The organism is Spirillospora albida (assembly GCF_000718255.1).
Lineage (GTDB): Bacteria > Actinomycetota > Actinomycetes > Streptosporangiales > Streptosporangiaceae > Spirillospora > Spirillospora albida.
Genome location: NZ_JOFJ01000003.1, coordinates 45451 through 69867 on the forward strand (window position 1 = coordinate 45451; position 24417 = coordinate 69867).

General features: G+C 73.6%; 26 protein-coding genes. 10 read left to right on the forward strand and 16 right to left on the reverse strand.

Features of this window, described 5'->3' with window-relative positions; all coding sequences use genetic code 11:
• The first annotated feature begins 60 nt into the window (after window positions 1–60).
• Window positions 61–291 carry a hypothetical protein gene (locus IE99_RS0104720; RefSeq protein WP_030164113.1) on the forward strand — a complete coding sequence of 77 codons (231 nt, stop codon included), beginning with the start codon at window positions 61–63 and terminating at the stop codon, window positions 289–291.
• A gap of 191 nt (window positions 292–482) precedes the next feature.
• Here IE99_RS0104720 and IE99_RS0104725 read toward each other — a convergent pair whose 3' ends face one another.
• Window positions 483–782 (reverse strand): Dabb family protein, encoded by a 300-nt coding sequence (locus tag IE99_RS0104725; RefSeq protein WP_030164116.1) that lies wholly within the window; start codon window positions 780–782, stop codon window positions 483–485.
• A gap of 26 nt (window positions 783–808) precedes the next feature.
• On the reverse strand, window positions 809–1264 hold the full coding sequence (locus IE99_RS0104730; RefSeq protein WP_030164119.1) for a flavodoxin family protein: 456 nt from the start codon (window positions 1262–1264) through the stop codon (window positions 809–811).
• 254 nt (window positions 1265–1518) lie between these two features.
• On the opposite strand from IE99_RS0104730, the gene IE99_RS0104735 reads away from it, so the two are divergent.
• The 4 genes from IE99_RS0104735 to IE99_RS0104750 all read left to right on the forward strand — a co-directional run bounded on the left by IE99_RS0104735 (window position 1519) and on the right by IE99_RS0104750 (window position 5921).
• Window positions 1519–3183 carry a bifunctional lysylphosphatidylglycerol flippase/synthetase MprF gene (locus IE99_RS0104735; RefSeq protein ID WP_169744395.1) on the forward strand — a complete coding sequence of 555 codons (1665 nt, stop codon included), beginning with the start codon at window positions 1519–1521 and terminating at the stop codon, window positions 3181–3183.
• A 68-nt stretch (window positions 3184–3251) separates the two neighbouring features.
• Window positions 3252–4430 carry a serine hydrolase domain-containing protein gene (locus IE99_RS0104740; protein WP_030164126.1) on the forward strand — a complete coding sequence of 393 codons (1179 nt, stop codon included), beginning with the start codon at window positions 3252–3254 and terminating at the stop codon, window positions 4428–4430.
• Window positions 4430–5116: an endonuclease V gene (locus IE99_RS0104745; protein WP_030164134.1), complete on the forward strand. Its 687-nt coding sequence runs from the start codon at window positions 4430–4432 to the stop codon at window positions 5114–5116. The genes IE99_RS0104740 and IE99_RS0104745 overlap by 1 nt, the downstream gene beginning before the upstream one ends.
• Window positions 5117–5159: 43 nt before the next feature.
• The gene (locus IE99_RS0104750; protein ID WP_030164137.1) at window positions 5160–5921 is read left to right on the forward strand and encodes a glucose 1-dehydrogenase; all 762 of its coding nucleotides are present in this window, start codon (window positions 5160–5162) and stop codon (window positions 5919–5921) included.
• Window positions 5922–5969: 48 nt separating this feature from the next.
• On the opposite strand, the gene IE99_RS0104755 is transcribed toward IE99_RS0104750, so the two are convergent.
• Window positions 5970–7355, reverse strand: coding sequence for an amidase (locus IE99_RS0104755; RefSeq protein WP_030164141.1), 1386 nt, complete (start codon window positions 7353–7355; stop codon window positions 5970–5972).
• A 65-nt stretch (window positions 7356–7420) separates the two neighbouring features.
• Between IE99_RS0104755 and IE99_RS0104760 the strand changes: the two genes are divergently transcribed.
• Window positions 7421–7981: a TetR/AcrR family transcriptional regulator gene (locus IE99_RS0104760; protein WP_030164143.1), complete on the forward strand. Its 561-nt coding sequence runs from the start codon at window positions 7421–7423 to the stop codon at window positions 7979–7981.
• A gap of 313 nt (window positions 7982–8294) precedes the next feature.
• Here IE99_RS0104760 and IE99_RS32590 read toward each other — a convergent pair whose 3' ends face one another.
• From IE99_RS32590 to IE99_RS0104780, 4 genes are all read right to left on the reverse strand, one after another.
• Window positions 8295–8657, reverse strand: a complete 363-nt coding sequence (locus IE99_RS32590) for a hypothetical protein (protein ID WP_030164146.1) — start codon at window positions 8655–8657, stop codon at window positions 8295–8297.
• A 71-nt stretch (window positions 8658–8728) separates the two neighbouring features.
• On the reverse strand, window positions 8729–9226 hold the full coding sequence (locus tag IE99_RS0104770; protein WP_030164148.1) for a hypothetical protein: 498 nt from the start codon (window positions 9224–9226) through the stop codon (window positions 8729–8731).
• 25 nt (window positions 9227–9251) lie between these two features.
• On the reverse strand, window positions 9252–10589 hold the full coding sequence (locus tag IE99_RS0104775) for a sensor histidine kinase (RefSeq protein WP_030164150.1): 1338 nt from the start codon (window positions 10587–10589) through the stop codon (window positions 9252–9254).
• A complete protein-coding gene (locus IE99_RS0104780; RefSeq protein ID WP_030164153.1) occupies window positions 10586–11272 on the reverse strand; it encodes a response regulator transcription factor in 687 nt (228 codons plus the stop codon). The genes IE99_RS0104775 and IE99_RS0104780 overlap by 4 nt, the downstream gene beginning before the upstream one ends.
• A 39-nt stretch (window positions 11273–11311) precedes the next feature.
• Here IE99_RS0104780 and IE99_RS0104785 point away from each other — a divergent pair, with 39 nt between their 5' ends.
• Entirely contained in the window at window positions 11312–11800 is a 489-nt protein-coding gene (locus tag IE99_RS0104785) for a hypothetical protein (protein ID WP_157610063.1), read from the forward strand.
• On the opposite strand, the gene IE99_RS0104790 is transcribed toward IE99_RS0104785, so the two are convergent.
• Window positions 11797–12432, reverse strand: coding sequence for a PaaI family thioesterase (locus IE99_RS0104790; protein WP_084219293.1), 636 nt, complete (start codon window positions 12430–12432; stop codon window positions 11797–11799). The genes IE99_RS0104785 and IE99_RS0104790 overlap by 4 nt on opposite strands.
• 163 nt (window positions 12433–12595) lie before the next feature.
• Between IE99_RS0104790 and IE99_RS0104795 the strand changes: the two genes are divergently transcribed.
• Window positions 12596–13117 (forward strand): DUF4870 domain-containing protein, encoded by a 522-nt coding sequence (locus tag IE99_RS0104795; RefSeq protein WP_030164162.1) that lies wholly within the window; start codon window positions 12596–12598, stop codon window positions 13115–13117.
• Here the strand turns inward: IE99_RS0104795 and IE99_RS0104800 are convergent.
• On the reverse strand, window positions 13114–13788 hold the full coding sequence (locus IE99_RS0104800) for a cyclase family protein (protein WP_030164165.1): 675 nt from the start codon (window positions 13786–13788) through the stop codon (window positions 13114–13116). The two genes, IE99_RS0104795 and IE99_RS0104800, sit on opposite strands and share 4 nt — an antisense overlap.
• A 41-nt stretch (window positions 13789–13829) precedes the next feature.
• Here IE99_RS0104800 and IE99_RS0104805 point away from each other — a divergent pair, with 41 nt between their 5' ends.
• Window positions 13830–14657 (forward strand): HipA family kinase, encoded by an 828-nt coding sequence (locus IE99_RS0104805; RefSeq protein WP_030164167.1) that lies wholly within the window; start codon window positions 13830–13832, stop codon window positions 14655–14657.
• Window positions 14654–15055 carry a DUF3037 domain-containing protein gene (locus IE99_RS0104810; protein WP_030164169.1) on the forward strand — a complete coding sequence of 134 codons (402 nt, stop codon included), beginning with the start codon at window positions 14654–14656 and terminating at the stop codon, window positions 15053–15055. The genes IE99_RS0104805 and IE99_RS0104810 overlap by 4 nt, the downstream gene beginning before the upstream one ends.
• Window positions 15056–15073: 18 nt before the next feature.
• Here the strand turns inward: IE99_RS0104810 and IE99_RS0104815 are convergent, their stop codons facing one another.
• From IE99_RS0104815 to IE99_RS0104845, 7 genes are all read right to left on the reverse strand, one after another.
• Entirely contained in the window at window positions 15074–15982 is a 909-nt protein-coding gene (locus tag IE99_RS0104815) for a hypothetical protein (protein ID WP_030164173.1), read from the reverse strand.
• A 175-nt stretch (window positions 15983–16157) separates the two neighbouring features.
• A complete protein-coding gene (locus tag IE99_RS0104820; RefSeq protein ID WP_030164175.1) occupies window positions 16158–17306 on the reverse strand; it encodes a S8 family peptidase in 1149 nt (382 codons plus the stop codon).
• A 171-nt stretch (window positions 17307–17477) separates the two neighbouring features.
• Entirely contained in the window at window positions 17478–18407 is a 930-nt protein-coding gene (locus IE99_RS28850) for a helix-turn-helix domain-containing protein (protein ID WP_051712044.1), read from the reverse strand.
• Between the two features lie 48 nt (window positions 18408–18455).
• A complete protein-coding gene (locus tag IE99_RS0104830; RefSeq protein WP_030164181.1) occupies window positions 18456–19298 on the reverse strand; it encodes a GNAT family N-acetyltransferase in 843 nt (280 codons plus the stop codon).
• A 66-nt stretch (window positions 19299–19364) separates the two neighbouring features.
• Window positions 19365–20963, reverse strand: a complete 1599-nt coding sequence (locus tag IE99_RS0104835; RefSeq protein WP_245623064.1) for an alpha/beta hydrolase — start codon at window positions 20961–20963, stop codon at window positions 19365–19367.
• Between the two features lie 136 nt (window positions 20964–21099).
• Window positions 21100–22683: an alpha/beta hydrolase gene (locus IE99_RS0104840; RefSeq protein WP_245623065.1), complete on the reverse strand. Its 1584-nt coding sequence runs from the start codon at window positions 22681–22683 to the stop codon at window positions 21100–21102.
• On the reverse strand, window positions 22680–24356 hold the full coding sequence (locus IE99_RS0104845) for an alpha/beta hydrolase (RefSeq protein WP_030164190.1): 1677 nt from the start codon (window positions 24354–24356) through the stop codon (window positions 22680–22682). Before IE99_RS0104845 ends, IE99_RS0104840 begins: the two co-directional genes overlap by 4 nt.
• Window positions 24357–24417: the final 61 nt, after the last annotated feature.

Sequence of the window (24417 nt, forward strand, 5' to 3'; positions counted from 1 at the left end):
GGGGCACGCTTTGGCCGACGGGGACGCTGTTACGGATGAGATCTACGGGGGGAGGGTGACATGACGACTCCGAGTGCCGCCGGCGGCCGGGAGGAGCCCACACCCGCGGCCCTGCGCGCGGCCACCGCGCGCGGGCTGCAGGAGCAGTTCCCGGGGATACGCGTCTGGTTCGGCGAGTCCACCGGCTCATGGTGGGCGCTCGTGCCCCTGATGAGCGGCCCGGCCCTGCTTGAGGCGCCCACCCCGCAGCAGCTGCGGGACGCGGTGCTCAACGCGCGCGCACGGGGCTGAGCCGGTGCCGTCCGCCGGAGACGGGGCGCGATCCGTCCCCGGCGGTCGGCGTCCGCGGAGCGGGTCCGGCCCGGTGGCACCGGCGCGATGGCGCCACCGGACCGTCCGCCATGCAGGTGAAACTAGCCTTGATCGAGCGTTAACACAAGCGCTTGCTCGGTACGTTTCGCGCGGCAGGTCCGAAGCCGCGGTCAGAACGCGTACTGGAGCGCCGCCCGCTCCGCCACGAGCGGCGAGACGAAGGTGTCGATCACCGCGCGGTGGGCGGCGTGGTCGCGGTAGGCGAGGTAGGCGTCCCGGTCGGCGAAGTCCGCGACGACCGCGAAGTCCCAGGAGCCCGGGTTGACGCCCGCGTCCATGCCGACGCTGTACTCCCGGATCTCCGGGATCGCGCCGGGCAGCTCCCGCAGCTTCGCCGCGACCTCCTCCTGCTGGAGGGTGGTCGTCCCCTCGACCCACTTGAACAGCACCACATGCCGGAATCCACTCATGGCCAGCACCGTAGCGGCCGGACGGGTCAGGCGCCGCCCAGCTCCGCCGCCGCCATCGCGCCGAGCTCCCAGCACGCCTCCAGGTCGGCCTTGCCCGGCTCGCCCGTCACCACGACCGGCGGGCGGACGGCCCTCCACCGCAGCCCCGTCGTGATGGACTCCAGCGCCCGCAGCGCCCCCGTCGCGTCGTTGTTGCCGTGCAGGAACGCCCCGAACGGGCGGCGGACGGTCTCCTCCAGGCACGGGTAGTAGACCTGGTCGAAGAAGTGCTTCAGCGCCCCGGAGAGGTAACCGAGGTTCACCGGCGTGCCGAGGAGGTAGCCGTCCGCCTCCAGGACGTCCACGGCGGACGCCGTCAGCGCCGGGCGCGACACGACCTCCACCCCCTCGACCTCGTCGGTGGACGCGCCCGCCCGCACCGCCTCCAGCATCGCCTGGACGGACGGCGACGGCGTGTGGTGGACGATCAGCAGCCTCTTCATCCCCACGAGACTAACCCGCTCACGGAATCGTGGCCGGCTGCGGACGCGACCCGGAACGGTCTTCGGCGCGAACCGGCAGACCGGCGTCACAAGAAGGTATCCGGACGGCGGACGTCGGGGGGCACAGCGGCATTCACGACCGGCGGCTTCGGCCGTAGGCTGAGTGAGCGATCCACCACGAACGGCCACGATCAGGTCCGATCCGGCAAGGGGTTCCCGCGTGATCGCGCGGGGGCCCGGCGGAGGTGTCCTTCGTGCACACGGCTCCGGCCCCGGGCGCGCCCAAGCCCGTCTGGCCGCTCGCGCTCGCCACGGCGGCCGTCGCCCTGCTGATCGCCGTCCCGGCGCTCGCGGGCGCGCCCCGCTGGCTCGACCGGGCGGCCCTGCTCACGACAGGAGGCCCGCTCGCCCCCGCGCACGCCGTCGCGCTCGCGCTCGCCCTCGGGCTGGTGGCGCGTGGCGTGCGGCTGCGCCGCCGCGCCGCCTGGCACGGCCTCGTCGTCCTCGTCGTCCTCGGCCTGCTCGCGGTGCTCACCGGCGACGACCCGCCATGGCGCCTGCCGCCGCTGGTGGCGGCGCTGGCCGTCCTGCGCGCCTGCCGCGACCGGTTCCCGGTGCGTCCGCATCCGGAGCGGGTGCGGACGGCGGTGCGGACGTCCGCGCTGCTGCTCGCCGCGACCGTGGCGGGGTCCGTCGCGATCGGAGGGGTGTCGATCCGGTCGGCCGGACCGGACGTGGCGGCCGGTCTCGGCGCCACCGGCGCGCCCATCGACGGCGCCGCGTGGCTGCCGGAGGTCCTCGCGTTCATCGGCACGGTGGGCCTGCTGGTCCTCGTCGTCACGCTGCTCGGCCCGGACCCCGCCCCGCCGCCCGGCGGAACGGCGGAGCGTCGCCGGGTCGCGGCCCTGGTCGCGCACCCGGGCTCCGACACCCTCGCCCCGTTCGCGCTGCGCCGCGACAAGACGTACGTGTTCGCGCCGGGCGGGCGGGCCGCGATCGGCTACCGCGTCCTGTTCGGCGTGGCGGTAGCGGGCGGAGACCCGGTCGGCGACCCCGAGGCGCATCCGGCGGCCGTCCGGGCGTTCCTCGACCTGTGCTCCCGCACCGGCTGGCGTCCGGCGGCGCTCGGTGCGAGCGCCGCGTCGCTGGAGGCGTGGGGGCGGGTGCGCTCGCTCGGTTTCGGCGACGAGGTCCTGGTCCGCCCGGACCGGTTCACGCTGTCGGGACGGCAGATGCGCAACGTCCGGCAGGCGGTGCGCCGCACCCACAACTCCGGCGTCACGTCCGAGATCCTGCCGGAGCGCGACCTGCCGCCCGAGCTGCGCGACCGGCTGCAGGACGTCGCGGCCCGCTCCCTCGGCGGGGCCTCCGAGCGGGGGTTCTCGATGAACCTGGACGAGCTGCTCACCGGCCACCACCCGGGGGCGGTCGTCGCGATCGCCTACGACGAGGGCGGGGAGCCGATCGCCTTCCAGCGGTACATGACGGCGGGCACCGGCCTCAGCCTGGACGCGATGCGGCGTACGCCGGGCGGCCCGAACGGCGTCCACGAGCGGCTCATCGTCGAGGTCGTCGCGTACGCGGCCGAGCGGGGCCACCCCGTCGTGTCGCTGAACTTCGCGGCGTTCCGCGCCCTGCTCGACGCGGCGGACCGCAACCCGGCCGAGCGCGCCGGCTACCGGGCCCTGCACCTGCTGGACCCGCTCATCGCGGTCGAGTCGCTGTACCTGTTCAACAAGAAGTTCCGGCCGGACTACCTTCCCCGCTCGGTGCTGTTCCGGTCGCGGACGGACCTCGGCCGGCTGGCCGTCGCCCTGCTCACGCTGGAGTTCGGGCGGACGAAGGCGAGCCCCGCACGGGCCCGCGGGGCCGCCGGGGAGACGGCCGCCGAGCCGGTCCCCACTTTCGGACGGTCCTGACCCCCCATCGCCACGCGCCCGTGCCTTCGAGCATGATTCGGTGCACAGCTTCGTCGAGAGGACCCGCGATGACCAGCACCGTCCAAGGGCACTGCGATCCAGCGTTCGCCGCCGTCCGCGACGTGTTCGAGGAGAACTTCGCCGAGGGACGGGAGCTCGGCGCGTCCGTCACCGTGTACGCGGGCGACCGCAAGGTCGTCGACCTGTGGGGCGGCACCGCCGACCGGCGCACCGGTCGGGAGTGGCGGGCGGACACGCCGTGCTTCGCCTTCTCCTGCACGAAGGCGGTGACGGCCGCGGCGGCGCTGCTGCTCGCCGAGCGCGGCGCGTACGACGTGGACGGCCCGGTGACGGCCTGGTGGCCGGAGTTCGGCGCCGCGGGCAAGGAGGGCGCGACCGCCGCGCACCTGCTGTCGCACCAGGCGGGACTGCCCGCGTTCGCCCGTCCGGTGCCGGCGGAGGAGGCGGCGGACGCGGCCGCGCTCGCCGCCGAGCTCGCCGCGCAGGAGCCGGAGTGGACGCCCGGCGAGGCGCACGGCTACCACGCGCTGACCTACGGCTGGCTCGCCGGGGAGATCGTGCGGCGGCTGTCCGGGCGGACCGTCGGGGCGTTCGTCCGGGACGAGTTCGCCCGCGACCTCGACCTGTGGATCGGCGCCCCCGACACCGTCATCGACCGGGCGGCCAAGCTCACCGCGCGGCGCGGCGACGCCCCGAAGCAGGGCGGCGACTCGCCGCGGACCGTCCCGGACGACGACATGCTGCACCGGCTCGCCGAGGCGTACTTCGACCCGCAGAGCCGGATGAACCGGGCGCTCAACAATCCGCACCCGGGCAAGGGCGGCTACAACAACCCGGTGGTGCTGCGGGCCGGCTGGCCCGGCGCGGGGATGCTCACCACGGCGCCCGCCCTCGCGGGCTTCTACCGCGACCTGGTCGCCGGACGCATCCTGCGGCCCGGCACCCTGCGGGAGGCGCTCCGGCCGCGCGTGGCCGGGCCGGACCGCACGATGCTGCTCGACAGCGCGTTCGGGCTCGGCTTCATGCGCCCGTCCCAGACGTTCTTCCTGCCCCGCCCCGCCCGCGAGACGGCGTTCGGGCACTCCGGCGCGGGCGGTTCCATCGGCGTCGGCGACCCCGATGCCCGGCTGGCCATCGCGTACCTGCCGAACCTGATGGCCGACATGGCGGCCGGCGACCTGCGCGCGTACCGGCTGGTCGAGGCCGCCTACGGGGCGCTCAGCTGATGGAGGTCCGTGACCTGCACGCCTGGCCGTCCACGGCGGCCGAGGCGGAGGCCGTCCAGGACCGCCTCCGCCCGCTGCTCGACCTCGGGACACTCGGGCCGGCGGAGCCGCGCACGGTCGCGGGGCTGGACGTGTCCTACGCGGGCGACGGCGGCGGCACCGGTACGCGCCTCACCGCGGCGGTGGTCGTCCTGGACGCCGCCACGCTGGAGGTCGTCGAGGAGTCGGTCGTGTCCGGGACGGCGGCGTTCCCGTACGTCCCGGGCCTGTTCGCGTTCCGGGAGCTGCCCGCCCTGGTGGCGGCGCTGCGCGCCCTGAGGACCACGCCCGACGTGCTCGTCTGCGACGGGTACGGCGTCGCGCATCCCCGCCGGTTCGGGCTGGCGTGCCACCTCGGCGTGCTGACCGGCCTGCCGTCGATCGGCGTCGCGAAGACCGGCTTCATCGGCACCTACGAACCACCGGGGCCGCGGCGCGGCGACGCGTCCCCGCTGACCGACGGCGGCGAGGTCGTCGGCCGGGTCCTGCGGACGCGCGACGGCGTGAAGCCCGTGTTCGTGTCCGTCGGCCACCGGGCGGACCTCGACTCCGCCTGCCGTCTCGTCCTGGATCTGGCGCCCGAGTTCCGGCTGCCGGAGACGACGCGGCGGGCCGACCGGCTGTCGCGGGCCGCCCTTGTCCGTTAAACCAAGCGTGCGCTAGCTTGGTCGCGCAGCGGAAGGAGCATCGATGGGGCAGCTCGACGGCAAGGTGGCGCTGATCACCGGCGGCGCGCGCGGCATGGGCAAGTCCCATGTGCGGCGCTTCGTCGCGGAGGGCGCGAAGGTCGTCTTCGGCGACGTCCTGACGGAGGACGGCGAGAAGCTCGCCGCCGACCTCGGGGACGACGTCCGGTTCGTCCGGATGGACGTCACGGACCCCGACGACTGGGCCACCGCGGCCGACACCGCCGTGACGGTGTTCGGCACGCTGAACATCCTGGTCAACAACGCCGGGATCATGCGGCACAAGCGCATCGAGGACATGTCCCTCGACGAATGCCGGCAGGTGCTCGACGTCAACCTGGTCGGCCAGTGGATCGGCGTGAAGACCGTGATCGAGCCGATGAGGGCGGCCGGCGGCGGCTCCATCGTCAACATCTCGTCCACCGAGGGCTTCATCGGCGCGGCCGGGCTCGCCGCCTACTCCGCCAGCAAGTTCGGCGTCCGCGGCCTCACCAAGGCCGCCGCCCGCGAGCTCGGCCAGTACGGCATCCGCGTCAACTCCGTCCACCCGGGCGGCGTCCTGACCCCGATGGTGATGCAGGACGATGTCGTGAACGCGACCGCCGCGTCCGCCGACTCGTTCATGAAGGCGCTGCCCCTCGGCCGCATGGCGAAGACCAAGGAGGTCTCCGGCGCCGTCGTCTACCTCGCGTCGGACGACTCGTCCTACTGCACCGGCACCGAGGTCCTCGTCGACGGCGGCCTCGTCACCGGCGGGGGTTTCTGAGCGGACGCGGCGGGCCGCCGGTGTGGGGGGGGACGGCCCGCCGCGCGTTCACGCGGGCCGCCGGGCCGTCCAGCCCTCGACGGCCTCCAGCTCGGCGGCCAGGGAGATGAGGGTCGCCTCGTCCGAGTCGTGGCCCAGCAGCTGCGCGCCGACCGGCAGCCCGCTCCTGGTGAACCCGGCGGGCACGTTCACGCCGGGCCATCCGAGGACGTTCCACGTCCACGCGTAGGGGCACGCCGCCGCGACACCGGACTGCGTCCTGTGGTAGCCGGCCCCGTCGAACGCCCCCACCTTCAGGGGCGGCTGAGCCGTGGTCGGCGTGAGCACCACGTCCGCGTACCGGAAGACGCGCCCCACCTTCCGGTGCAGATACGGGTCCATGCGCTTCGCGAGCGGCAGCAGCCGCTTCCCGACGATCCGCCCGATCTTCGCCTCGATCTCCGTCCGCGCCTCCGGCCGGGGGTTCGGCATGGAGTCGAGCCAGTCGGCGACCCCGGCGGTCCCGCGCGGAATCAGCCCGAGCCCCACCGGCCCGTAGTCGGGGTCGGCGGGGAAGACCTTGTGGCCGAGCTCGCCGAGCCGGCGCGCGAGCCGCTGGACGGCCGCCCGGATCTCCGGGTCGAGCCTCCCGCTCACCCCGAACGCCGTCCGGAACGACACCGCGATCCGCAGCCGCCGCGGCGGCGTCCGGGCGGCCTCCGCGAAGGAGCGCACCGGCGCCTCCAACTGGTAGACGTCCTCCGGATGGCTCCCCGTCAGGACGTCCAGCAGCAGCGCCGCATCCTGGACGGACCGCGCCAGCGGCCCCCACACGGTGATCCCGTTGAACGGGTCGGTCTGCGGATACCCCGACACGCGCCCCCGCTGCGGCTTGATCCCCACAAGGTTCGTCCAGGCCGCGGGGATCCGGATGGACCCGGCCCCGTCCGACCCGACCGCCGCCGCGACCATCCCGCCCGCCACGGCGGCCGCCGACCCCCCGGACGAACCGCCCGGCGTGTAGTCGGGATTCCACGGATTGCGAGCGCACCCGTACTCGGGCGACTCGCTGAACGGCCACAACCCGATCTCGCACGTCGTCGTCTTCCCCACGATGATCGCGCCGGCCGCCCGCAGCCGCCGCACGATCTCCGCGTCCGCGACCGCGGGCCGGTGGTCTCCCCCGACGGCGAACGGCGTGGTCTCGCCCGCCAGATCGGTGTCGTCCTTGATGGCGACCGGCACCCCTAGCAGGGGCAGGCGCTCCCCCTCCGCCAGCCGCTTGTCCGCCCGCAGCGCCTCGCTCGCCGCCGCCTCGGCCCGCACCACGCGGAACGCCCCGAGGTCCTCCTGCGCCGTGATGCGCTTCAGGGTGTGGTCCACCAGTTCGCTGGACGACACGTCCCCCCGCGCGAGCGCGTCCGCCTGCTCCGCCAGCCCCAGATCCACCGCCACCTCCGCTATCGTTCGTTCGAACGAACGATAGCGGGCACGCCCGCCGTACGGAAGACTGGGCACCGATGAGCGCTCGCGACGAGATGATCAAAGCCACCCTCCGCCTCATCGGCGAGCAGGGCATCGGCGCCGTGACCAACCGCGCCGTGGCCCGCGAGGCGGGGGTCTCCCTCGGCTCGCTGACCTACCATTTCCCGAGCCAGAGCGACCTGCTCCGCGAGTCCCTCCGCACGTTCGTCGACGCGGAGATCGACCGCATCACGACCTACGCCGAGTCACTCCGCGACGCGGGCCTCGACCCCGTCGAGGCCGCCGACCTGGTGGAGAAGGCGGTGGCCGAGTTCGCCTACGGCCCCGAGCAGACGGCGAACCTCGAACTCCACCTCCACGCCGCCCGCGAACCCGGCCTCCGCGCCACCTCGGCCCGCTCCGTGGAGGCCTACGACCGCCTCGCCACCGCGATCCTCACCGCCCTGGGCGTCCCCGACGCCGAGACCCACGCCCCCGCGATCGTCGCGATGCTCTACGGCCTGGCGATCCGCCGCCTCGCGACCGGCGACACGACGGCCGCCGGCACCGCCGACGCCTTCCGCCTGCTCCTCCTCGGCGCCCTGCCCCGCTCCTGAAAAGGCTTCTGGCCCGCACGGCCCCAGAGCGGGGTTAGGGGGCCGTGCGGGCCAGGAACCTGTCTCAATCAGGAACCTCAGTCGGAACCTCAGCCGACGTTCGCTCTGCTCTCCGCCTGTACACCTCCGCCGTAGCTTCGTTGTGACACGTGTAACGCTAAGCCGCCCGACCCGCCCCAAGAACCCCTTTAAGCCTCACTTAGGGATGGGCTGAGCAAGCCTTATCCAGTCGTGGTTCGCGGGGGCCGCACATCTGTGCGTTGACGGCCGGTTACGTGCAGAAATGAGGGAAGAGCACCGAAAAGGCCCGGCCTTACCAGCTGCTGGAGGAGCTGTCGCTGGAGGACGACGAGCTGCTGCTGTCGCTGCTGGACGAGCTGGAGCTGTCGCTGGACGACGAGTGGCCGCTGTCGCTGGACGAGTGGTCGCCGTACCAGGCGTCGCCGCCGGTGTAGCCGCCGTGGTCGTGCATGTACGGGCCGCCGCCGGAGTTGTGGTGGTACGTGGAGGGGCTCGTGTTGTAGCCGGAGCCGTGGGCCGTCGGGTCGCCGGCGACGCCGTGGAAGGTCTGGCGGTACGCGGCGGACTGCACGCTCCTCACCCAGCAGATGATCACGACTGCCGGGATGACCGCGCAGAAGGTGATCACGGCCGCGATCAGGAGGGCCACGCTCATCACCGATCCCCTTTCTCTCCTTTGCCCTCTTTCGATACTCGGAAGGGGCTTCGGGTTCGGGGCGGCGGGCGTCAGTAGTGGACGCGGATCAGCATCTTGTGGCGTTTCGCCAGGCGGGCGGCGGCGCAGAGGTCCTTCGCCAGGCGGACCACATCGGGGTCGCCTTCCCGGTCGGTGATGTCGCGGGTGCTGCCGATGAGGTAGTCGAGGTGGCCGACGAACCAGGACGTGCCCGACTCGGTCGTGAAGCGAGGGTTGAAGGCGTAGGGGGCGAACACGTCGTAGCCGTCGATGAGGCGGTCGAAGAGGTCGTAGGTGCCGTCGCCTTGGGAGAGCCTGTCGATGCGGGCGCGCGTCCGGGGGTCGGGTTCGACCGTGGTGACCAGGTGGAGGGTGCCGTCCTCGTCGCGGACGCGGCGGAACGTGAGGCGGTCGTCGCCGTTCATGATGGCGAGGGTGCGCCGGCCGTAGAGGTTCGCCTCGACGAATTCCCGCCACTCCTCCACCAGTTCTTCCGTGGTGGTGTTGTAGCGCGCGGGGCTTTCGACGATCCCCCAGGTGACTCCCATGGCGGGATCGTAGTGGCGGGGTGTGTCAGGTGCGGGAGTGGCGGCGGCGGACCAGGCGGCGGGAGCGGCGACGGGTCGGGGGCAGCCACTTCGTGCGGAACCACATCTGGATCTGGGCTCCGCCCAGGACGCTGCGGTGGATGCGCAGGTAGCCGCCCGTGGACTCGGCGGCGCGGCGGGCGATGTCGAGGCCGAGGCCGGTGGAGCCGCCGCTGCTGCTGCCCCGCTTGAGGGCGGCGTCCGGGTCGGCTATGCCGGGGCCACCGTCGGCGACGAGGATGCCCGTCACGCCTTGGCCCTGGTGGAGGGTCACGGCGAAGCCCGTGCCCTCCGCGGTGTGGCGGAAGATGTTTCCCAGGAGCGCGTCCACGGCGGCGGCCAGTTCGCTGCCCGGGATCGGCAGGGGGGCGGGGCGCTCGGCGCCGATCAGCTCGCAGGAGCGGCCCTCGTCCTCGGCGAGGACGGACCAGAACGCGACGCGGTCGCGCAGGACCTTCGCGGCGTCGCAGCTGCCGCGGCCGGTGGGGCGGCGGACCGTCCGGATGATCAGGTCGACCTCGCGTTCCAGGCGGTCGATGGCCTCCCGGGTCTGGTCGGCGACCTGGTCGCCGCCGAGCGCCTCGGCGTTGAGGCGGAGCGCCGCGAGGGGCGTGCGGAGGCGGTGCGAGAGGTCGGCGGCCATCTCGCGTTCGGCGGACAGCAGCTGGACGACGTGGTCGGCCATCGCGTTGAACGCGAGGCCCGCCTCGACCAGTTCGGGCGGGCCGTCCGGCTCGATGCGGACGCTCAGCTCGCCGTCGCCGAACGCGGCGGCGGCCTCGGCGAGGCGGCGGGTGGAGCGGATCATGCGGGCGCCGAGGCGGTCGGCGACGCCGACCGAGCCGGCGACGAGGGCGGCGGCGACGGCGGTCATGACGAGCCACGCCTGCCAGACGCCGCGCGACAGGTCCTCGTCGGGGAGGAAGACCTCGACCACGGCGGTGCGGCCCGCGTCCAGGGCCACGGGCTGCAGGAGGGCGTGGCCGCCGGGGACGCGGGTCGTGTAGGAGCGGCCGCGCCGGCCCGCCTCGGTGAGCTGCCCGGCGGCGGCGCGGGAGTCGCCGCGCGGGACGCGCCCGCCGTCCGGCATGTGCACGGTCATGCGGTGCGCGGCGCCCGCCTGGGTGCTGGCGACGGCGCGTTCGAGGGCGGCGGGGTCCTCGGTGACGACGAGGACGGGGCCGAGCGCGTTCGCCTGCCGCTCGGCGGTGGTGAGGGCCCGGTCGCGGGCGATCTCCCGGACGGTCAGCGCCAGCGGGATGAGGAAGGCCAGCGCGACCATCGAGGTGACCGCGAGGGACACCAGGACGAGCGTCCGCCTCATGACCGCGGATCGGGCTCGGCGAGCCGTACCCCGACGCCGCGGACGGTGTGCAGGTAGCGGGGCTTGGCGGCGGTCTCGCCCAGCTTTCGGCGCAGCCACGACAGATGGACGTCGATGGTCTGGTCGTCGCCGTACGCCTGCCGCCAGACCTCGGCGAGCAGCTCGCGGCGGGCGACGACCCGGCCGGGGCGGGCGGCGAGGTAGGCGAGCAGGTCGAACTCGCGGCGGGTCAGTTCGAGGGGCGCGCCGTCCAGCGCGGCCTCCCGGCGGTCGAGGTCGATGCGCAGGCCGCCGACGCTGAGCGTCGCGGCCGGGCCGGAGCGGGCGGAGCGGCGCAGTACGGCGGCGAGCCGGGCGCTGAGGTGCTCGATCGAGAACGGCTTGATGAGGTAGTCGTCGGCGCCCGCGTTGAGGAGCCGGACGATCTCGGGCTCGTCCTCGCGGGCGGTCGCGATGATGACGGGAACGTCCGAGATGCCGCGCAGCATCTTCAGCACCTCGGCGCCGTCGAGGTCGGGCAGCCCGAGGTCGAGGATCACGACGTCGGGCGGCGCCTGCGCCACCTCGCGCAGCGCGTCCATCGCGGTCCCGACACTGCGCACGACATGGGATCGCGCGCTCAACTCCCTGATCAAGGCGGTGCGGACGTTGGCGTCGTCCTCCACCACCAGAACACTCGCCATGAGCGAACCGTATGCCACCATGTGTCGATGCGTCGCGCAATGTCGTATGTTGCCCCGTGGGCGGCTGCGACGGCACTGGCCGTGACCCTCTCCTGGCTGGGGGTCCGCGGCGTGGTGCGCGGCGCGGTGTCGGAGCGCTCGGCGCCGCCGCTGGCGGGGCCCGTGATCCACGGCAGCCCGTCCTCCCCGGCGGACATCGGGTCGCCGACGACCCGGGCGAGCGCCCCGGCGGGCGAGGACAGCGCGCCGCGCCCGAAGCCCGCACCGAAGCCGAGCCCCGGCCCGAGCACGAGCCCGTCCCGGCCGACCGGGGACGTGCGCAGCTACGGGACGCGCGGCGGGCACGCCGTCCTGGCCGTCTCGGGCGGGCGCGTCCGGCTCGTCTCGGCGACGCCCAAGCCCGGCTACGAGACCCGCGTGACGCAGGCCGACCGGTGGCTGCGCGTGGACTTCCTGGACGACGACCACACGTCGTCGATCGTGGCGAACTGGGAGCGCGACCCGAAGATCGACGTCTACGAGTACTAGGGGCCGAGCAGGACGAACGTCGCGGTCGCCTCGACGGTGACGCGGCCCTCGGGGTCGCTGATCGTGGCGCCGGCGTAGACGCGGCGGCCCTCGACCCGGCTGGCCTTCCCCTCGATCCGCAGCGGGACCCCGAGCGGCGTCGGGCGGCGGTAGCGCAGCTCCAGGCCGGCGGTCACGGCCGGTCCGGCGGCGGCCGCCGTGGCCATGCCGAGGACCTGGTCCAGGATGAGCGCGGACACGCCGCCGTGGACGAACGTCGGCGGCCCCTCGTAGGCGTCGTTGAGGGTGATCTCGGCGCGGGCGATGCCGTCGTCGCCGACCTCGACCTCCACGGGCGGCGCGATGGGGTTGATCAGGCCGGTGACGGGGTTGCCGATCTGGCGGCCCATGCGCCCGGTGCCGGTGGTGTTGAAGGGGGGCGCCTCCCGGCGGCGGGCGTTCAGCCGGGCGGTGAGCGCCGCGACCTCGGCGGACACGGCGGCGGCCTCGGCGGAGTCGACGGCGGTGAGCACGGTCGCCTCGGTCAGCTCGCGGACCCGGTCGGCGAGCTCGCGCAGCACGGCCAGCTCGTCGTCGGGGACCAGGTCACGCTCCGGCCTGGTGAAGGCCCGTCCCATCGGCGTCTCGCCCATCCACCCCTCCTAGAATTGAACATGATTCTAGGATGTCTGGATGGACAATCTGGACACCGGGTGCGCCCCGGGACGAGGTGAACCCGCACCTCCGGGCGGATCCGGCCATTCGATCTTCATCGGGTGATCCCCTGGCATGTCGGCCATCCACTAGATTGCGCACGTGACCGATCTGCCTCCCGTCGACCCGCCGCCGGGCCGGCCGCAGCCCGACCAGCCGCCGCCCCACCCGGCGCCGTACGGCGCGTACCCGGCGCCGCAGCCCGGGGAGTACGACCCGCGCTGGGGCTACGGCCCGCCCGGCGTCCCCTACGGCCCGCCCGCGGGCCCGCCCCAGGACACCACCTGGGCGCTGTTCTCCTATGTCGGGACGCTCGTGGTCGGCTTCCTCGCGCCGCTCGTCATCTACTTCGTGAAGCGCGGGGAATCGGCCTTCACCCGGTTCCACGCGGCGCAGGCGCTGAACTTCCAGATCACGATGCTGATCCACCTGCTGAGCGTGGCGGCGGTCTGCGCCGTGCCGGCGATCCTCACCGAGAACCCCGCGTTCCTCATCCCGATCGCCATCCCGTACCTGGAGGTCATCTTCGGGCAGTGGGTGTTCCTGATCCTGGGCGCCGTGAAGGCCGGCAAGGGCGAGTGCTACCGCTTCCCCACGTTCTTCTGCTTCCGAATGGTCCGCTAGGCGCGCCCGGTCACGCGGGCGACGACCCGGGCCGGGGCGCCGTCCGCACCGGCGAGGGGCAGCGGGAGCAGCCAGACCTCGATCGCGCGGCCGTCCTCCTGCGCCCGGACCAGGCGGTCGAGACCGGTCAGGTTCTCGGCGATCACCGCCCCCGCGCCGCACAGCACGCGGTGCGCGGCCAGTGAGAACCGCGTCTCGCCGGGGGCGGGCGTGCGGTCGACGCTCAGCGCGTCGATCCCGACCGTCCGGACGCCGGACGCGACGATCGCCTCCGCCGTCCGCTCCGACGGATAGGGATGCGCCGGGTAGCCGCCGCTCCCCCACTGCTCCGACCAGCCGGTCGCGATGAGGAGGACCACCCCGGGACGCAGCCCTTCCGGCAGGAGGTCCGGCTCGATGGCGGCCCGCGGCGGGAGGCCCCGCGCGTCCATGACGACCGCCGGGCCGGTGAAACGGCTCAGCGGCAGCTCGTCCAGCTTCGGGAGCGCGTCGCCGACGTGGAAGGGCGCGTCCACGTGCGTGCCGGTGTGCGACCCCAGGTGCAGGCGCAGGACGTTCACGCCCGCGTCCGCGACGGTCAGCGCCGGGACCGCCTCCACCTCCGGGTCGCCGGGATAGACGGGCATGCCCGTGGTGACGGGCACCGACAGGTCGAGCAGTTCGACGGCCATGCCGCCGATTATCCCGGCCGGCCACCCGGTAGCGTTGCGGTGTGCTGCCCCATGTGACCGCCATCCGCTATGTGACGCCGCTGCGCGAGGGCGGATCGCTGCCGGGCGTCGTCGAGGCGGACGATCTCGGTACCTACGTCATGAAGTTCCACGGCGCCGGGCAGGGCCGCAAGGCGCTGGTCGCCGAGGTGATCGCCGGAGAGCTGGCCCGCCGGCTCGGCCTCCGGGTGCCCGACCAGGTGCTCATCGACCTCGACCCGGTGATCGGGAGGCACGAGCCCGATCCCGACGTCCAGGACCTCCTCAAGGCGAGCGCCGGATCCAACCTCGGGGTCGACTTCCTGCCCGGCTCGCTCGGCTTCGACCCGCTCGGCTGGAACACCGACCCGGAGTTCGCGTCACGCGTCCTGTGGCTGGACGCCTTCATCGGCAACGTCGACCGCAGCTGGCGCAACCCGAACATGCTGGTCTGGCACGGCGACGTGTGGCTGATCGACCACGGTGCCAGCCTCATCTTCCATCACGCCTGGGCGAACGCGACCCGGCTCTTCAGCGGCCCCTACGACGTGGACGACCATGTGCTGACCCCGTACGCCTCCCGGCTCGCCGACGCCGAGGCGGAGTTCGCCCCGCAGATCACCGAGGGCCTCCTGCGCGAGGTGACCGGCCTCGTCCCCGACCTCTGGCTGGAGGGCGAGCCGGGCTTCGCCACCCCCCAGGACGTCCGGGACGCCTATGTCGGCATCCTGCTGCCCCGCGCCGGGAAGCCGCGCGACTGGCTGCCGGACCTCGACGTGTCCGCGCGCAGGCCCGACACGTCGGCGCGGCGCGGCGAGAAGCGCCCCGGCCGGCTGGGCGGGCCCTCATGAGCAACATCCGGACGGCGGGCGAGCCGACCGTGTTCGAGTACGCGGCCCTGCGCGTGGTGCCGAGGATCGAGCGCGGCGAGACGATGAACGTCGGCGTGGTCGTCTACTGCCGCGCCCTCGACTACCTCGCGTGCGGCACCCATCTGGACGAGCGCCGCCTCCTGGCGCTCGACCCGGGCCTCGATCTGGAGGGCGTCCGGGCGGCCCTGAAGGGCGTGGACGCGATCTGCTGCGGCGGCGACCGGGCCGGGCAGGCCGCGCGGGAGGCGCCCGGGGCCCGGTTCCGCTGGCTGACCGCGCCGAGGAGCACGATCGTCCAGCCGGGGCCCGTCCACGCGGGGCTGACGGAGAACCCCGCGGCCGACCTGGGCCGCCTCGTCGACCTCCTGGTCAGGTAGCCCGGCGGCCCGGCGCGGTCACGACCACTCCCAGCGGATGCCGTGGTATCCGGCGGCCATGCCGAACTCGATGTAGTGGACGCTGTGGTAGCTCGACATGCGCAGGTCCGCGGCGTCCTGCAGCGCGGTCTGGCCGTCGGGGCGCCACGTCCGGTAGCAGCGGGCCGGGAGCGTCGCGGGATGGAAGCGGATCTCGATGAGGTACTCGTGCTGGGGGGCGTGGAACCCGCGGCCCTCCTCGGTGACGGGCGGGCCCGTCTCGTCGAAGCCGAAGCCGTACTCGAGGAGGTAGGTCTCGCCGCGGCCGAGGGCGCGGTCGAAGAGCAGCTCGGCGGCGATGAGGCCGCTCGCCTGGTCCATCCGGACGCGCCCGAACCGGCAGCCGCGGACGAACCGGGAGGACGGGAGGACGCCGTGGGGGTGGTGGTAGACGGCGATCCAGCGGTCCACGCCGCGCTGCTGGGCCTGGTACACGGCGCGGGTGCGGACCTCGCGGAGCTCGCGGTGCCGGCCGATGAGGTACTGGTCGTGCAGGCTGAGGCCGGTGAGGCGGCGGCCGCCCGCGTCGCCGATCTCGTCCAGCAGGTCGCGGACGCCGGGTTCGGGGCAGAGCTCCTCCAGGGGCAGCCAGGTGCCGGTCGTGCGGTCGGCGGTGGGCCGCAGGAGGGTGAGCAGCGAGTGCCGGGGCAGGTCGAGGATGGTCTCCAGCCCGCGGACGGCGCGCAGCGAGTCGGCCCGCTCGGGGCGGGTGCGGCCGCGCTGCCAGTAGCTGAGGGTGGACAGGCTGACGGCGATGCCCTGCTCGTCGAGCCGCCGCCGCAGCGTGTCGAGGCTGAGGCCGCGCGCCTGGATCGCGGCCTGCAGCGCCACGTTGAAGGGACCGTACCGCAGGACCTGGAGGAGGTCGTCCTCCGTGACGCTCTGCACCGCTCGGCCTCCGGATTCGGCTCCGGCCGGCCCCCGCCTACGGCCTTGACAGCTTCGCCTTGCCATTCCCGCGCTCACTGTAAGGCCACCCGGCCGGGCGCGCCAATCGGCAATTTGTCACAAGGGTGAGCCCCGGCGGCCCGCGCGCGCGGGCCGCCGGGGCTCGGCGGGACGCCTACAGGGACCGCTTGTTCAGCAGCCGGTTCGGGGTGCCGGACGGGTTGCCGGTGATCACGCCGCTGGTGGCGTTGGAGGTCAGCCAGCTGCGGATGGTGCCGGCGGCCGCGTCGCCGTTCGCCGCCTTGTAGAGGGCGGCGACGCCGGCGACGTGCGGGCTGGCCATCGACGTGCCGCTGATGGTGTTCGTGCCGCCGTTCAGCCACGTCGAGGTGATCGACGACCCGGGCGCGTACAGGTGGACGCAGGACCCGTGGTTGCTGTACGACGCCTTCGCGTCGGTGCTGGTGCTGGCCGCGACGGAGGTCGCGCCGGACGCGCTGGCCGGCGAGAAGCTGCACGCGTTCTGGTTGGAGTTGCCCGCCGCGACGGCGAGGAACACGCCGGAGTTCACCAGGTTGTTCGCGGCGGAGTTGACGGACGAGGAGTAGCCGCCGCCGAGGGACATGTTGGCGACGGACCGGGCCACGTGGTTGGTCGCGACCCAGTTCATGCCGGCGATGACGCCGGAGTTGGAGCCGCTGCCCGAGCAGTTGAGCACGCGGACGCCGCGCAGCTGCACGCCCTTGGCGACGCCGTACGCGGACGCCCCGACGGTGCCGGCGACGTGGGTGCCGTGGCCGTTGCAGTCCTGGCCGCTGCCGCCGAACGCGTCGAACACGTTGCTCGCGCGTCCGCCGAACTGCGAGTGGGACGTGGCGATGCCCGTGTCGATGATGTACGCGGTCACTCCGGCGCCGGTGGCGTTGTAGGTGTAGCTCCGCGACAGCGGCAGGGCGGTCTGGTCGATCCGGTCGATGCCCCACGACGGCGGGTTGCTCTGCGTGGTGGTGGCCTGGACGAGCCCGTCCTGTTCGACGGACGCGACGCCGGGCGTCCGGCGCAGCCGGGTGAGCTGGTCGGAGCTCAGTTTCGCGGCGAATCCGTTCAGGACCCGGCCGTAGCGGTGGGTGGTGCGGATACCGCGCTTGGAAACGGTGTCGCCGATGGAGACACCGGACTTCAGCGTCACGATGTACCGGTCGGCGACGCCCTGGCCGGGAGCCGCCAGGGAGAGGGGTGCGTTGTGGGTCGCGGCCTGGGCGGGGGTGACCAGGACGGCGACCAGGGGGGCGGCGGCGAATGCCGCCAGCAGGGGCTTCCTCATCGAAACTCCGTCTCGTGCGGGGGGCCGGCCTGCGGGGGGGGTAGGCCGGTTCACGAAGCCGAACGATGTGAATGCTCTACAGAACGTGAGAAATCGTCAACGCTTCGACGCCGACTTGATTTCAAGTGTTAACACCGGACGCGGCGCAACTCCGTTCTCCGGCACCGTTCCTCAGTGCCATTCCCATTCGATCCCGACGATGCCGCGCCGGACGTTTCCGACCGCGATGTTCGCGCTGCCGGACGTCCCGACCCACAGTTCGCCGAGCCGCCTGCGGGGCGCGGCGGACGTCTCGGCCGTGAAGCCGTAGCAGCGCGCGGGGAGCCGTTCGCCGAGGAACTCCACGACCGCGACGTAGTCGTGGACGGGGTGCGGGAAGCGCCGGTCGTAGCCGTCCGGGACCGGGTCGGCGGGCGCGCCGGTGATCGGGCCGAGGTCGTACTCGACGACGGCCGTGTCGCCCGCGGCGAGGACCCGGTCGAAGACCAGTTCGAACGCGACCAGGCCGCCGGAGGCGCGGACCCTGCCGGGACGGCAGTAGCGGGCGGCGGCGAGCCCGTCGGCGCTCGGCCCGCCGTGGGCGGGCGTCCCGCCGGTCCAGTGCGCGCAGACGACCCGGTCGATGTCGTCGCCGGCGGCGCGCAGGACGGCCCGGACCGACAGTGTCCAGGTGCGGCGCTCCTCGTCGAGCCGGTAGATGTCGTGGATGCTGAGCCGGTCGAGGCGGTGGTCGCCGGACCGGTCCAGCTGACCGACGAGCCGGGCGTACCGGTCCGGATCGGGCCACAGGTCGCCCGCGGGACGGGCGCGGCCGCCGTCCGGCGGCGGCGCGGCGGTTCCCCGGCGGGCCCGGCCGCGCAGCGGGGGCGCGGAGGGGGCGGGGTCGTCCAGCAAACCGGTGAGGGTGCCGGGCGGGACGCCGAGGATCTCCTCGAGCGCGGTGACGATCGCGCTGGAGCGCGGGCGGCTGCGGCCCCGCTGCCAGTAGCTGAGCGTGGCGACGCTGACGGTCACGCCGCGCCGGCCGAGCCGGTGGCGGATCCGTTCCAGGGTCAGCCCGCTCGCCGCGATGGCCTGCCGCAGTGCCCCGGCGAACTCCACGGCCGGATGGTACCGGTCTGTGGCGGTTCCGTCTGCGGATGGACGCGGTCAGAACAGGACAGAGGTGAACGTGCCGACCTCGGTGAAGCCGACCCGCCGGTACGCCGCCCGAGCCCGCGTGTTGTAGCTGTTGACGTACAGCGAGACGGCGGGCGCGATGCCGCGCAGCGCCAGCCGGACGATCGCCGCCATCCCCGCCACCGACCGCCCCTGGCCGCGCAGGTCGGGCGGCACCCACACGCCCTGCACCTGGCAGGCGTGCGGGGTGACGGCGCCGACCTCCGCCTTGAACACGACCCGGCCGTCCTCGATGCGGGCGAACGCGCGGCCCTCACGGATCAGCTCCGCGACGCGGGACCGGTACAGGACGCCGCCGTCGCCGGTGTTCGGGGAGACGCCGACCTCCTCGGTGAACATGGCGACGCACGCGGGGTAGACGATGTCGAACTCGTCGGACCGGACGCGCCGGACCCGGTCGTCGGCGGCCACGTCCGGGACCGCCGAGGTGGCCATGACCGGCTGCCGGGCCCGGATGGCGCGGGCCGGGCCCCAGTAGGGCGCGAGGGCGTCCCAGAGTTCTCCGACCGCGTCGACGGGCCCGACGATGGACGAGCAGCGCCGGCCCTGCGCCCGCGCCCGGTCGGCGAAAGCCCGGGTCGCGTCCGGGCCGGCGGCGATCGGGATGAGGTTGGCGCCGGCGTAGCAGAGCGACTCCAGCCGGCCGTCGCGCGGATACCCCCACATCTGGGCGCCGAGGCGGCGGGGGTCGAGCCCGGCGGCATGGACCCGGGAGCCGACGAAGACGTTCGCGACCGGGTCGGCGTCGAGGATCGCGAGGACCTCGGCCCGGGACCGGTCGTCCAGCACCCGGACCGGAACCGACCCCAGCATGCGCACCACGACACCAAGCCTATGTGGTTATGTACCGGGACATCTCACCCGGCTCGCGGATGGCGCTCACCGGCCGACGTCCCGGCCGCCCTTCCCCCGCGCCGGGTCGGGCGGGCCGGGCGCCTGGCAGGTGGTGTCCGCGCCGGGCCTGTCCGGGGGGAGCGCGCCGTCGCGGAGGTATCCGGCCACGGCCGCGTCCACGCAGGCGTCGCCGCCGAGGGCGACGCCGTGGTTGCCTCCGTTCTCCTGCACGACCAGGCGGGACGTGGGGAAGAGGCGGTGCGTCTCGATCGCGCCCGGGTAGGGGGTGGCGGCGTCGTGGGTGGCCTGGACGAGCAGGATCGGCGGCAGGGACGCGGCGCCGCGCACCTCCGGCGGCGGGCCGCCCTTGACCGGCCAGAACGCGCAGGGCGCGTTGTACCAGGTGTTCCCCCAGGTCAGGAAGCGGTATCCGAGCTCGTGGAGCCGGACGGAGTCGGCGTGCCAGGGCGCCCAGCGGCGCGGCCAGGGGGCGTCGCGGCACTCGACGGCCGCGTAGACGGTGTAGTTGTTCTGCTCCAGCCAGGTCGGCGGCTCCCACGCGGCCTCGAGCGGGGCGGAGTCTCCGCGGACGACCCGGGCCGACAGCGCGGCGGCGTGCTCGGCCCAGGTGAGGTCGCCGTAGCCGTCGTCGAGGAAGACGTCGTCGAGCTCGGACGGCCCGATCCGGCCGCGGATGGGCTCGCGCGCCAGCTCGGCGCGGACCCGCCGGTAGGTCTTCGTCACCTCGCGGCGCGTCCGGCCGAGGTGGAAGCGGTCGTGGTGGCGCGCGATCCACCGGAAGTACGCGCGGATGCGCTCCTCGAACGCCACGTTCTGGTCGAGGTTGCTCTCGTACCAGACGCCGCTCGGCCGGACGACGCTGTCGAGCACCATCCGGCGCACCCGCCCGGGGAACATCGTCGCGTACACGGCTCCGAGGTAGGTGCCGTACGAGTAGGCGAAGAAGTTGATCTTCTCCTCGCCGAGGGCGCGGCGGATCGCGTCCACGTCGCGCGCCCAGTCGGCCGTCCCCATGTGCGGGAGGTACTCGCCGTACCGGCGGCCGCAGTCGGCCGCGAACGCGCGCACCCGCGCGAGCCAGGCGCGCTCCTGCGCCCGGTTCGCGGGGACGGTGTCCGCGCGCGGCCGGCCGGGGTCCTGGAAGCTCCGGTCGCATACGAGCGCCGGGGTGCTCGCGCCGACGCCGCGCGGGTCGAACCCGATCCAGTCGTAGGCGGCCGCGACGCGGGCGGGCAGCGCGGCGCTGACGACGCCCGCGAGATCGCGTCCGTGGGAGCCCGGTCCGCCGCGGTTGAGCAGGACGACGCCCTGGGACCGCCGGGCGGTGTGCCGGACGCGGGTCAGCGCGATCGTGATCTTCTGGCCCTCCGGCCGGGCGTGGTCGAGGGGGACCCGCAGCTTCGCGCACTGCTGGCCGGCGAGGTCGCCGCCCTCGACGGGGTCGTCCGCGGGGCAGGGCCGCCAGACGAGCCCGCCGGACGCGGTTCCGGGCGACGGGGCGGGGCGGGCGGCCAGCGGGGCGGCGGCGGAGGGCACGGCGGACACGGCGACCGCGGCGCCGCTCAGCGTGACCAGCGCGGCGGCGGTCCCCGCAACGCCTCTCTTTCCAGGCAGGTTGCGCACACCGGTGTTCTACCTGCGCGGACGCGGCCGCCCCGGGAGGAGGGGATCGCGCGCGATTCCCTCCGGAACCGGGAGCGACCGCACCGAAGGACGGCGTGCCCGCCGCGCCCACGCGGGCGCGGCGGGCACGGGACGGTCAGGGACGGCCCACCGGCAGGTCCTTGCCCGTCCGGGCTCCGGCGGCCTTCGCGCTCACGGCCGTCGGGTCCGGGTCGTTCAGCTCGGGCACCGCCTGGCAGGCGGCGTCCGCGCCGCGGCGGCTCGGCGGCAGCGCGCCGCTCTCCAGGTAGGCGCCGACCTTGTCGTCGAGGCACGCGTTGCCGTTCAGCGTGTTCGAGTGGGTCTTGCCGCCGACCTCGATGACGAGCCGCGACGACGGCAGCGTCCGGTGGAGGGCGTAGCCGCCCGCGACCGGCGTCGCCGCGTCCTCGGTGGACTGGACGAGCAGGATGCCCGGCAGCCCCTTCGCCCCGAGCCTGAGCGCGGGCCCGCCCTGGAACGGCCAGAACGCGACGGGCGCGTTGAACCAGACGTTCGACCACGTGTTGAAACGGTAGCCCTGCCGGTAGAGCTTCACGGCGTCGTTGTGCCACGTGCTCCACTTGCGGGGCCACCTGGCGTCCGCGGCCTGGACGGCGTTGTAGACGGCGAAGCCGTTGTCGTCACCGCCGGGGTTGAGCCAGTCGAGCAGCCCGGCCGGGTCGCCGCCGTTCACCCAGGCCGACAGCGCCTGCGCGAACGGGATGTAGTACCCGGTGTTGTACCCGGCGCTGAGGACGATGTCGTCCAGCTCGGACGGCCCGATCCTACCGTCGATCGGCGCCTTCTTCGCGGCGGCCCGGACCTGGTAGTACTTCGCCTCCACGGCCTTGCGCGTGGTGCCGAGGCGGTACACCGAGTCGTACTTCGCGATCCACGCCCACCACGACTTCATGTTCCGCTCGAAGGCCTTGTCCTGTTCGAGCTGCGCGTCGTACCAGACGGTCTTCGGGTTGACGTTGCCGTCGAGGACCATGCGGTCCACCCGGTTCGGGAACAGCGTGGCGTAGGTGGCGCCGAGGTAGGTCCCGTACGAGAAGCCGTACCAGCTGATCTTCTTCGCGCCGAGCCCGGCGCGGATCGCGTCGACGTCGCGGGCGGCGTCGGTCGTCCGCATGTGCGGGAGCAGCGCGCCGAACTTGCGGGTGCAGTCCCGCGCGTACTTCGCCGACTTGGCGATCCAGGCCCGCTCCTCCTTCGCCGAGGAGGGCACGTAGTCGGGCCGGATCGGGTCGGAGAAGTGCGGGTCGCAGGTGAGGGCGGGCTTGCTGGCGCCGACACCGCGCGGGTCGAACCCGATGATGTCGTACTTGGCGGCGGTGGCGCCGTGGCCGACGCCGCCGAGCCAGCGGGCGAGGGCGGGACCGTAGGCGAGGCCGCTGCCGCCCGGTCCGCCCGGGTTCACGAGCAGAACGCCCTTGTAGTTCTTCCGGTCGGTCGCCTTGAACCGCGACACCGCGATGGAGATCTTGCGGCCGTTCGGCCTGCCGTGGTCCAGCGGGACCGCGACCTGGGCGCACTCGGCCTTGTTCATGGGGTCGCTCGGCCCCGAGACCTCGCACTTGCCCCAGGCGATGCCCGTCGCGGCGCGGGTCTCCGCGCTCGCCGTGGCCGTCGCCGCGGCGAGGGCCCCACCGGCGGTCACGACCGCGGCGGCCGTGACCAGGACGATGCTCTTCACCGGACCCCCTTGCGGATGATGTCGTTCTCCAGGGCCCCGGCGCCCGTGAGGCTCTTGGCGGAGACGCCGGAGGGCGGCGTCGGGTCGCCCAGCTGCGGGACGTGCACGGTGCGGTTCCGCGGCAGCTCGCCGCGCAGGAAGTAGGCGTCGAAGTAGGCGTCGACGGCGGCCGAGCCGCGGTGGACGATGCAGTGCGTGCGGTCCCCGTCCTGGACGACCATCCGCGAGCCCTTCAGCAGGCGGTGCATCTCGCGGGCGCCCGCGTACGGGGTCGCGGCGTCATGCGTGGACTGGAACATGAGGATGTTGCGCGGCATGTCCTTGGTGGCACCGATCTCGATCGGCTTGCCCGCCTTCGCCGGCCAGGACAGGCACGGCGCGTTGTACCAGGCGTTGCTCCAGGTCATGAACGGGTGCTCGCGGTTGATCCGCTCGTTGTCGCGCTGCCACTTGCGCCAGCTCAGCGGCCACTGGACGTCCGTGCACTGGACGCCGAGGTAGACCGCGTAGCCGTTGTCGTCGGCGCCGCCGGTGGTCTGCGAGCCGAACGTGAGCGCGAACGTGGCGGTGTCGCCGGCCTTGTACGCGGCGAGGGCCGAGGCGTAGCCGTGCCAGACGCCCTGGCTGCGGCGGTACCCGGCGTTCAGCAGGACGTCGGTCAGCTCGTTCGGGCCGACGGCGACGGTCTGGCCGCTCTCGGCGTCGGTGTGGAAGAGCGGCTTCGCCTTCAGCTCGGCGCGCAGCCCGTAGAAGAAGTCCCGGACCTGCTTGCGCGTGGTGCCCAGGTGGTACACCGAGTCGTACCGGGCGATCCACCCGAAGTAGTACTCGATGTTCTTGTCGAACGCGACGTCCTGCTTGAGGTTGGCGTCGTACCAGACGTCGGACGGGCCGACGACGCCGTCCAGCACCATGCGCCCGACGTTCTTCGGGTACAGCGTGGCGTACGCCGTGCCGAGGTAGGTGCCGTAGGACGCGCCGTAGTAGTCGAGCTTCCTGCTCCCGATCGCGCGGCGGATCGACTCGACGTCGCGCACGGAGTCGATCGTCTTGATGTGCTTGAGCAGGCCGGTCGTGTCGGCCTTGCCGCACGCCTGCGCGTAGCCGCGGGTGAGCCTCAGCCAGGTGGCGACGGACTTGCGGTCGCCGGTGCCGTAGTCGGGCCGGGGGGCGTTGGTGTAGTTCGGGTCGCAGGTGAGCGCGGGGACGCTCATGCCGACGCCGCGCGGGTCGAACCCGATCACGTTGTACGCCTCGCGCATCGGGGCGGAGTTCTGCGCGAACACCCGCGGCCCGAACAGCGCGCCGCCGCCGCCCGGTCCGCCCGGGTTGACGACGATGTCGCCCTTGGCCGGGCCCTTGCCGGTGTGCGGGGTGCGGGTGAGCTGCAGCGTGATCTTCGTGCCGTTCGGCTTCGCGTAGTCCAGCGGAACCTGGAGCTCGGCACACTGGATGATTTTGGAGACCGGGTAGATGCCGTCGTACAGGGAGTGCACGGTCTGGACGAAGTCCGCGGGGCACGGGTGCCATTTGGCGGCGGCGGGGTTGAATCCGGCGGCCTTGGCCGCCGGCGCGCCCGGGGCCACCGGGCTCGCGGCGGCGGGAGCGCTCGCGGCTCCGAGCCCGGTCAACCCGAGCCCGGCCGCGGTGGCCACGACGACGATTCTCTTCACTTATCCCCCTATTACGGCCGAACTCCGATGAGTCAGGCATACGGGTAAACAGCGTGAAGAT